The following is an 8,732-nucleotide window of genomic DNA, read 5'->3' as shown; positions in this document are numbered from 1 at the left end:
ATGCGTGATCTGATCCTTCAACTCAGCAAAAGTTCGATTTATTCAACAAAGTCGGTTCAATGTTAAAGTGGGCCTGTAAAGAAAATTATTTAATTGCCAATCCAGTGGAAAATGTTCTGGCAAAGCGTAAGAAAACTGCAAGATCTCAAGATGACCGTTATCAGTTCGAAGATGATGAACTGGAACTCATATTCTCTGCATACTGGTTTAAAACTGGCGAGGGTGTGCCGAACAAATTCGGGCGCCATATTGACTTTCGACCTTATCGCTATTGGTTACCCCTATTAGCGTTATATAGCGGTGGGCGAATGAATGAGTTATGCCAACTTTATCTTTCTGATATCCGTATGAGTGAAAATGGTGTTGCGTATCTGGACTTCAATTTAGATTCACCGGATAAAGTTATGGACACTGAAGCTGAAGCGGATAAATCGCTGAAAACGCTCAATGCGTTGAGACAGGTTCCCATTCATCCAAGGCTGATTGAGCTTGGCTTTCTTGAATACGTTAAAGCTTTGAAAGCTGATGGACAGGAACGTGTTTTTCCAGAGTTAACCTTCAATAAAATTAAAGGTTATCGTGGTTATGCGTCAAAATGGTTCAATGAACTTTATTTTGGCAAGAAGCTTGGATTAGACCGTAATGGGAAGAAGGTTTTTCACTCATTCCGCCATAACTATGTGAATAGCCTCGACCGACTGGAGTTAAGTGAACGGATGATCGCCCAACTTGTCGGACATGTTCGAGGAAGCACTACTGCCATGACAACCTATCGTAAAGACAGAGCTGTTGAGGAGCAATTCCACGCAATTTCCGGGCTTAAACACAATTTGCCTGAGATAGCTCCGTTTAATGTTGAGGTGGGACTGAAGGCGATGAAAGACGGGGTTCGCAAGCACAAGCCGTAATCTCTCGCTCACGCCACAGGAAGCTCTGTGGCGCGTTTTTTATTAAGAGGTGTGGAAATCATGGTGCAGAATTCGCGGCGCTCTCATAGAGTTGCTAGCGTAGCCAAGTAAAATAGGTTGCATTCGAATGGAATCAAAATGCCGCGTGATAACCTGTCATGACTATATTATGCAGCCACACATAATCCCGGCTATAGAAAGCTCAAAAACTTCTCCGGCAAGTTTTTGAGCTGATGGCCGTTACCAGTCTTTTGCAGCAGAGCTACTTTCAGTCACGATCTCACGTTTGTATTGTTCCACAATATCATTCAACGCTTTTTTAGCTTTTGCTTGTCCACCAACGGTCATATTTGGCGAATCTATGGCAGGGAACGCAATCCCGCTTGTTACGTGGGCCGGACGATAAATGTGGATATCATCAAAGGTGATGCGAGCTTTTTCATCTTTTGTGTCGATTTTCATAGTGAATTTATATCGAACATCTTCATTAGCCAAACAATCATTAAAACCGTCACATGGGTATTTAACATTCCCCTTGCCAACAATCGAACCTTCTTCTTTATCGGCATATTGGATTACGCTGTTAGAATCAGTAAAGGCCTTTGCAACCCAAATTTTGGAGCTGCTGTAAAGTGCATCCTTTTTAACCCCGGGAACGTTAACAACACTGACTATACTACCCAGCGGTTGTTTAGCTGCTTCCATATCTGGTGAGGTTACACAACCTGTCAACACAGTAATACTGGATACAACCAAACTGGCTAAAATAGTTTTCATCATTACTTTTTTCATTCGATTTGTCCTTATCGCATTTTTATTAAGTGCAGTATGTAAATATGGTGCGGAATGAAGTTGGTTTCTCAAAACCGCAGGACAGGTCTCGCTTTTCTATTATCAGCCGTAGTGGATATAGGCAAAAACAGCGACAGCAACGAGCGCGCCAAAACGTAATAACCCTTCACGATGCTTGGTTAACCATTTCCGCTCGTAACGCAACGGCGTGTAGAAAGGTGTTACCCATTTAAGAAACTCTGCATTGAGGTTGTCCAAAGACTCTTTGGGCTCTTTAAGATTGCTGCCGACAATGTATTGGCGTCTTATCAAATCGACACGGCAGTTACCGATGTGTTCCCTTTCAGTTGTAAGCTCCGATTCATCAACGAAATCAAAGGACTCTACGAGAACTTGGTGTGCTGCCTGCAGACCTTTATGGGTGACAAAAGCATCACAGGTGATCAGGTCGCCTTGAGAGGTGAATGTCTGGAGATCAATCCCGTGAGTTGCTTGCAAATTATCGATTAGTTGTTGTCTGATGACTCTATCAAATGGTCGGATGTATCCCCATTTTGGATCGATATCTCGGCCACACTCCTCATAGCTGAAAAACTCGCCTTCTATGGAATTGCCACGCCAATCAAAGCGCACATAACTATCCGGTTGGGCTTGGTAATAACTGGATACGGGCATACATCACCTTGAAAATTGAATGCTTTCGATTCCGCTGGCATGTTGTGTTGATGCCAGATGCAAAATTATATGCTTAAGTCAATTGCTTAAGTTGTTATTAAGTTGGCTTATATTGTTGTTCAGTTGTTGTAATTGATAATTGTTTTGTGTCGCTTGCATATTGGCATCGAAGGCCGCTTGTTGCTGTATTTGCATCTGCTGTTGCTGGGCTAAGGCATTTGAAAGGTTCTGCATTCCGGCGGCAAAGCGAGCTTGTGCTAATTGATTCTCTTGGGCATCTTGTTGAGCCTGAAGTGCTCCCAGATTGCTCATCGTGCCGCATTCAGGTCCGGTAATACCTATTGTATGATTTGCATCCCTTTTCTTTCCTTCAGCTACAGCAGCGTAAAAACGTTCAGAATTACCTGTGGCGTAAGCATAGCCAGCAGCCCGACAAAGCTCATTCGAAGTCAAAAGGGATACATCTCCTTTTGGAGAACGGTCGACGTGTTTTACACATCCTGTAAGCATAACGCTAACAGAAAACATTATTACCAAGCGTGTGTTCATATCACCCTTTAAGCTGTTTTTAGTCATGAGAAAAAATACCATTAAGAATATTCTTACTCTGCCATGTCAAAAATGCAATCATGACTGACTGTTAAGTATAAGGAATGCCTTGCCGTCGCGGAAATTTTCGGACGCTATGCCTGCAAGAGTCGCTTCCAAATCTAGGAGATCCACTTTCTCTCGCCCAGCTTATCCGGCTGCATTTATACCGCGAACATGAAGAAGGTAAAAAACGTTCCGTTCGTGTTTGATTGAAGGGAACAGCAAACGACAAACACCGATAGCTAAGGTGTGTAAGCTGATAGTTGAGTTGTTATATATACAGTTATTAAGAGAACTGTATCCAGACCAGCAGGAATGCGGCTTCTTTCCTGCTGATTGTCACTTTTTTTTGGAATAACGAAATGGGCGGAGGCTTAAACGTGGAGGCGACGTAAAGCACCCTTGACGGCGTTTTGCAGATCGCTAACAACCGCCAGATGCGAGCTTTCTTTCCGCAGGCGCTTGTCACCGTTGACCATCATCCAGCTACGTTTATCCCTTCGTCCTATGTTATTGAAAGAATGCAATCCGCGCTCGGCTGTTGCGTCGTTCACCTTACGAACTGCGTTGATAGCGGTCAACCGGAACAAATCACCGTCAGCCATCATTTCAGGCTCAAGTGGTTTGCGAAATTTGAACAGGTGAGCGAGGGTTTCAAATCGAAAGCGCTGCATGTCGTTAAGGCGGTGAAGAGAGTAGTGAGTGAGCGCAGCACCTTTTAACGTGACTTCAACACGAGCGCGTTGCTTTTTTACAGGTAGTTTCTGACCGTCGTCAGTGCATTTGTGATAGACCTGCCACGAGATTTTGTCCCACTTGTTACCCGTTCTCAGGTTCCATTCAGGATTGATTCGAGCACCGGGAACATCAAGGAAAACATTTCGCCTAGCTACGGGATTGAATTGTCGGACTTTACTTCCCGTGCTGAACAGGGCGCTTTGAAGTCGATAGGTCATCGCACTTGTAGCGGTAATCGACCGAGCTTTGTGCCTGAAATCGCAGAAGACTTCGACCCCCACAATTTGCGGATCATATGCAAATGGGAAACGTTTTTGCAATTGTTCGAGCACTGCTTCCAGCTTCCCGCCATGGTTTGCCAGTAGATCACGGAAGCGAATCCGAAAAACATCGTTAGTGCTGCTTATCATGGGTTTAACCCACGTTTTGACGTTGTTACCGGGACGGGGTTCGCATGATGACAACTTTGAGATACGTATGCCGCAGGGTTCAACCCAAAGTTTTAATCCTGTGATTTTAAGTAATTCTTCCTGAACGTAGCGATGCTGGGTCAGTCTGGATAAGCTGATCTTTAAGTCCAGCCAGTCAATCCCGGCTGAGACTTTAAAGAATTTGCGGTCTGCTTCGGCAGCTTTGCATTCTCGACTCTTCATAGTGCGACCTTATTGAACGGAACTTCAAACCGGCATCAGGGTAATTCGAACTGAGCAGATTTGAGAACATTTCGAGCACGGTAGCACAACGAGTTTACGATAAAAACCTTACTTATCAATCTACTGCGTTCATATTCTGAACGCAGTAGTCGTTGTTAACTTAAGGGTATGAGAACACTGTCATTTTTCATATACAGAGGGTGTCTCGGTTCACCTGTGGCGTTTAAGACGAAGCACATTGTGCTTGCTGGCAATAGCTGACGGACGGCTGTTGAGCGCTTAAGGTGTCTACCTTCGTTTCCCCATGCAGCAACAATAAGGCCTGCTCCGTCGATAAGCTGCAATAAGTGTCTGTCGTTGTCGGCTCCAATAGGGTCGGCTGCTTTCATCATCTCAAAGCGATCGGTGTGAACGAACGCGAACAGGTTGGCCATGTATACGCCACCATAGTTCCAGTTTTTGGCAAACGATATGCAACGGCTCAATGTTTGATCATCGTTCTCAGCGTCCGCATATGACGGATTCAGCCCGATGAAAAGCGTATATGGTTTTGAATCATCCCAGACTCTTGATAAAGAGTAACGATACTTACCACACGGTGAAAAAATAGCGTCTTTGATCATTTCAATTGTCCTTTGGATGTGATGGTTTCATCCTAACAGGTTTCTGCTGGATTTAAGCGCCAACAAACGACCGTTTTCCGGCACCTTCCAATCGCGTGCTTTCACACTGTTGGAAAATTAGCCTTGGCTTTTTTGGCAGGCCATCCTATTTTCATCACCGTTTTCCGGCAGGGGCCGGATGAGGAGATGACTATGGCGATTTTTGGCTACGGGCGTGTTTCGACATCGCAGCAGGATACTGAGAACCAGCGTCTTGAACTTGAACAAGCTGGGTGGACGTTCGACTTTTGGTTTACTGATGTTGTTAGCGGTAAGGTTCCTGCGGTGCAACGCAAAGCGTTTTCTGAAATGCTCAGCAAAATCCGCGATGGTGAAACATTGGTAGTTGCAAAACTTGACCGTCTGGGACGTGATGCGATTGACGTTCTGCAAACGGTCAGAAAGTTGGCTGACCGAAACATCAAGGTTATTGTCCACCAGCTTGGCACGACTGATCTCACCTCCGCTGCGGGTAAGCTTCTGCTGTCAATGCTGGCAGCGGTTGCAGAGATGGAGCGTGACTTGCTCATTGAGCGCACTCAGGCGGGGCTGTCACGAGCAAAAGCCGAAGGCAAGAAATTGGGCAGACCTTCTAAAATCGCACCAGAAGCCCGTATGGCGATTATAGAGAAAAAGAATAGCGGAGCCAGTGTCAGTGCGTTAGCGCGTGAATACGACGTTTCCAGGGCCACTATAGCTGCAATACTTGATTAAGGCTCATCTGCATCTCAGGCTCGAGCTGGCATTTTGGGTAGCGGTATGTATTTCTTTTGACCGTCAGGAGTGGTCTAAAAGAGGTTATGTTATATAGCTAATTCACATAGTTGATCGCCGTCCATTCAGGATTATGTATGATTGGTGTGCCATCAGATAGGCATCCAAGACCGAAGTAACATTCAGTTTGGTTTAAGGTGATTATTAATAATTGCTACCAACTTCTCTGAAGATTAGTATTGTTTCTATTCCTTACTTGCGGAGATTAAAAAAGTGCATTATCTCTACATCGATACCTGTGTTTGGCTAACTATAGCAAAGTCAAAGAACCAGCATGCACTACTTGAAGCATTTAACCAATTATTGGATAGTAACAACGCTGCTATTGTAATCCCAACCTTGGTGAAGGAAGAGTTCCTTCGAAATAAGGACAGGGTTATTGAGGCTACTAAGCAGCAAATTGGTTCGGAATTCCATAAAGTCAAAAAAATAATTGGGGCTTATGGAGGTAATGGTAAGGACCAAGCGCTAGCTGTATTAAATGATGTTGGAAGTCGATTGCCTATTTTAAGCGAAGTTACAGGGCATACAGCGGAGATGATTGAATCTCTGATGGATAAATGTATAAGTCTTGAGGCTAGTGATTCCGTTCGGTTAAAAGCCGTGGCAAGGGCATTGGATAAGAGAGCCCCTTTTCATCGCTCGAAAAACAGCGTTGCTGATTCAATATTAATTGAGTTGTTTTACGACTTTATGAAAGATAAAAATGGCGTCTTCCATTTTGTTACGGAAAACTATACGGATTTCAGCTCATTAACTGATAGGCGAAATCCACATCCGGATTTTGGTGAAATATTTTCTGATAATGTCCATTATCATTTAGATATTGCGGAGGCTATAAATAGTATAGAACCTGAGCTTTTGAGTGTGCTTGAAGAAGAAAATAATTGGTTTGATGATGACACAAGAAGCTTAACAGACATACTAACTGCGATTAATGAGTATTGTGAAAAAGTATGGTATAACCGGCATAAATACAGGGAGTATAAAATTGAAATAGGTGATATTTCTATAATACCTAAAGGAGATGCACGCCATGGTAATAATGTTATTCATGAAGATATCTGGGAAAGGGCAAAGTTGGCAGCTGAGAAAGTCGAAGAAAAATATGAAGACACTGGCCCTTGGGATGATTTTGAATGGGGAATGATCAATGGCAAGTTATCTGCCTTAAGATGGGTGCTTGGAGATGAATGGGATATGTTGGATACCTAGTGATAATTAATCCTGTTCACGGTTATGGATTACATCCTGCTGCTTTGAATATCCGCCTGTTTTTGAAGCTCTGGTTATGATTTATAAGTATTCAATATTGTGGCTTTTTCCGGTCAGCTTTCTAGTTCTAAACTGACCGGAGTAATTAGGAATGATGTAGCAAAAGCTGGAACCTTTACATGAGATGAAAACGCTTTCTTGAAACTATAAGATACTCAAATGCCAGATAGCTTCCGCATAACGTAGTTACATCTGCCTGTCTCCTGCTGTGGGTTTGATAAAAAGATGCAGTATGCGATCAGAAGTTGTTTATACAGTTATTGTAAACAAAGGCCGCTGAAACCTGAGCATCTTGTTTCGGGTGTTCATATACGTAGTCAACGAAGGTCTTATAGAGCATGATCATTTGAGGAGTGACTTCGGACTTACCGTTCATATTATCAAGTCGCTGATAATATTCACCTTTGCTCATTCCTCCGTTTCGGCCTTCGGTTACGTTTGCAGTAAATTGAGCCATACCCATGCACATTTGATCTTTATGGTTATTTGTTTTATCCGGGTGGATAGCACCTTCTAACACTTTATCACCGCTGATGGCATGTTGTGCCCACATTGAATTGTTGGCAATAAACTTTTTGGAACCGGTCGCAATACCGTATTCGATGCGAATGCCATTATCGTGATAGCTACCGTCAGCATCTTTAGTCGCTAGCTTTAAAGATATGCGGCAACCAGGGAGTGTTTTATGTTCTTGCGCCGAGATAATAACGGTGTCCGTATCGCAATCAGCAAAGCTGTATTCGGGGTTAACGTAGGTGTTAGTTTTGATGAGCAGCCCGGTAAGACCGTTTTTATAGCCTTTTGCCGGCAGCGTTTTGAAGGCGCTGCGATCACCCTTTTTGATCGCTTCCCGGAAGTGATCCATACCGATGCGCGTCGCCAGTTGATCGATGCTTTCTGCTGCATAAGATGCAGATGACGCAGCGATTAACATAATGGTCAGCACAGACTTGGCTGAAAAACCGGGCTTACTAAGCCGTGTTTTTGACATGTTGTTACCCCTCAGAATCCACCCCAGCGGTGTCAGTTATCGCATCATAGACCATTGATTCAAAATGTCACTATTGGAGCGTGGTTATTTAGTGGACATCTGCGCAAATTCAGGGCATGAAAATGACCCTGAGAAAACTGTTTGGACAACGAGTAAAAGAGTTGCGCATTGCCACCGGAATGAGCCAAGAAGCCTTTGCCGATCGGTGTGGGTTTGCTCGTAGCTATATGAGCCGCATTGAACGCGGCGGTTCTAATGCGTCTCTGGACGCGATTGAGGTGCTGGCTGACGCTTTGAGCGTTGAGCCGTGGCAGTTATTAGCGTCTGGCTCATCTGAAGATAACGACCCGGAACTGTTGGTTCCATACGCGGCCGATGGTTCCTGTTTTCACCCCGGTTTGGCGAGCACCCGTGATGGTTCGTTTGGTGTAGGTGATAAAGCGGCTCAGAAGCGTTTTGGCACGTTTTCTGAAGCTCTTGAGTATCTTCGTAGCATGGAGACAGCAAAATGGCGTAGGCCAAATCCTGGCGGCAACTGGGGTATTGTTTCGGCAGTGCGGTGGGGCAAACTGAGAAAGTGAAGTAAGTGTAAGTTTATAAATTCTGGATGCTGTATTAATGAGGGTCTTCCCTTGTTGTGGTGGCTGAAGGCATGATAATGGCGTATTAAATC

10 protein-coding genes are annotated in these 8,732 nt (G+C 44.3%); 4 read left to right on the top strand and 6 right to left on the bottom strand.

Going from position 1 to position 8,732, the window contains the following annotated elements; translation table 11 throughout:
• Window positions 1-59 precede the first annotated feature (59 nt).
• Window positions 60-908, top strand: coding sequence for a site-specific integrase (locus HX884_RS24110; RefSeq protein ID WP_226855313.1), 849 nt, complete (start codon window positions 60-62; stop codon window positions 906-908).
• A gap of 240 nt (window positions 909-1,148) precedes the next feature.
• On the opposite strand, the gene HX884_RS24105 is transcribed toward HX884_RS24110, so the two are convergent.
• From HX884_RS24105 to HX884_RS24085, 5 genes are all read right to left on the bottom strand, one after another.
• Window positions 1,149-1,700 (bottom strand): DUF4468 domain-containing protein, encoded by a 552-nt coding sequence (locus HX884_RS24105; protein ID WP_052135655.1) that lies wholly within the window; start codon window positions 1,698-1,700, stop codon window positions 1,149-1,151.
• A gap of 102 nt (window positions 1,701-1,802) precedes the next feature.
• Window positions 1,803-2,375: a hypothetical protein gene (locus HX884_RS24100; RefSeq protein WP_178328909.1), complete on the bottom strand. Its 573-nt coding sequence runs from the start codon at window positions 2,373-2,375 to the stop codon at window positions 1,803-1,805.
• A 78-nt stretch (window positions 2,376-2,453) separates the two neighbouring features.
• A complete protein-coding gene (locus HX884_RS24095; RefSeq protein ID WP_178328908.1) occupies window positions 2,454-2,951 on the bottom strand; it encodes a hypothetical protein in 498 nt (165 codons plus the stop codon).
• Between the two features lie 389 nt (window positions 2,952-3,340).
• The gene (locus tag HX884_RS24090; RefSeq protein ID WP_094944160.1) at window positions 3,341-4,357 is read right to left on the bottom strand and encodes a hypothetical protein; all 1,017 of its coding nucleotides are present in this window, start codon (window positions 4,355-4,357) and stop codon (window positions 3,341-3,343) included.
• Between the two features lie 155 nt (window positions 4,358-4,512).
• Complete coding sequence (locus HX884_RS24085; protein ID WP_178328907.1) at window positions 4,513-4,980, bottom strand: DUF1643 domain-containing protein; 468 nt, start codon at window positions 4,978-4,980, stop codon at window positions 4,513-4,515.
• Window positions 4,981-5,172: 192 nt separating this feature from the next.
• Here HX884_RS24085 and HX884_RS24080 point away from each other — a divergent pair, with 192 nt between their 5' ends.
• Both HX884_RS24080 and HX884_RS24075 read left to right on the top strand, forming a co-directional pair.
• The gene (locus HX884_RS24080) at window positions 5,173-5,733 is read left to right on the top strand and encodes a recombinase family protein (RefSeq protein WP_178328906.1); all 561 of its coding nucleotides are present in this window, start codon (window positions 5,173-5,175) and stop codon (window positions 5,731-5,733) included.
• A gap of 273 nt (window positions 5,734-6,006) precedes the next feature.
• A complete protein-coding gene (locus HX884_RS24075) occupies window positions 6,007-7,008 on the top strand; it encodes a PIN domain-containing protein (protein ID WP_032653246.1) in 1,002 nt (333 codons plus the stop codon).
• Between the two features lie 298 nt (window positions 7,009-7,306).
• Here HX884_RS24075 and HX884_RS24070 read toward each other — a convergent pair whose 3' ends face one another.
• Window positions 7,307-8,059, bottom strand: coding sequence for a hypothetical protein (locus tag HX884_RS24070; RefSeq protein ID WP_032653245.1), 753 nt, complete (start codon window positions 8,057-8,059; stop codon window positions 7,307-7,309).
• Between the two features lie 122 nt (window positions 8,060-8,181).
• On the opposite strand from HX884_RS24070, the gene HX884_RS24065 reads away from it, so the two are divergent.
• The gene (locus tag HX884_RS24065; RefSeq protein WP_178328910.1) at window positions 8,182-8,640 is read left to right on the top strand and encodes a helix-turn-helix domain-containing protein; all 459 of its coding nucleotides are present in this window, start codon (window positions 8,182-8,184) and stop codon (window positions 8,638-8,640) included.
• Window positions 8,641-8,732 lie beyond the last annotated feature (92 nt).

It is taken from the genome of Enterobacter sp. SECR19-1250 (assembly GCF_013391025.1).
Classification (GTDB): domain Bacteria; phylum Pseudomonadota; class Gammaproteobacteria; order Enterobacterales; family Enterobacteriaceae; genus Enterobacter; species Enterobacter cloacae.
This window is presented reverse-complemented; position numbering and strand designations above follow the sequence as displayed.

Bases quoted from the DNA above. Each gene is read 5' to 3' on its own strand.
- HX884_RS24110 (WP_226855313.1), top strand. From the start codon at position 60: ATGTTAAAGTGGGCCTGTAAAGAAAATTATTTAATTGCCAATCCAGTG.
- HX884_RS24105 (WP_052135655.1), bottom strand. From the start codon at position 1,700: ATGAAAAAAGTAATGATGAAAACTATTTTAGCCAGTTTGGTTGTATCC.
- HX884_RS24100 (WP_178328909.1), bottom strand. From the start codon at position 2,375: ATGCCCGTATCCAGTTATTACCAAGCCCAACCGGATAGTTATGTGCGC.
- HX884_RS24095 (WP_178328908.1), bottom strand. From the start codon at position 2,951: ATGACTAAAAACAGCTTAAAGGGTGATATGAACACACGCTTGGTAATA.
- HX884_RS24090 (WP_094944160.1), bottom strand. From the start codon at position 4,357: ATGAAGAGTCGAGAATGCAAAGCTGCCGAAGCAGACCGCAAATTCTTT.
- HX884_RS24085 (WP_178328907.1), bottom strand. From the start codon at position 4,980: ATGATCAAAGACGCTATTTTTTCACCGTGTGGTAAGTATCGTTACTCT.
- HX884_RS24080 (WP_178328906.1), top strand. From the start codon at position 5,173: ATGGCGATTTTTGGCTACGGGCGTGTTTCGACATCGCAGCAGGATACT.
- HX884_RS24070 (WP_032653245.1), bottom strand. From the start codon at position 8,059: ATGTCAAAAACACGGCTTAGTAAGCCCGGTTTTTCAGCCAAGTCTGTG.
- HX884_RS24065 (WP_178328910.1), top strand. From the start codon at position 8,182: ATGACCCTGAGAAAACTGTTTGGACAACGAGTAAAAGAGTTGCGCATT.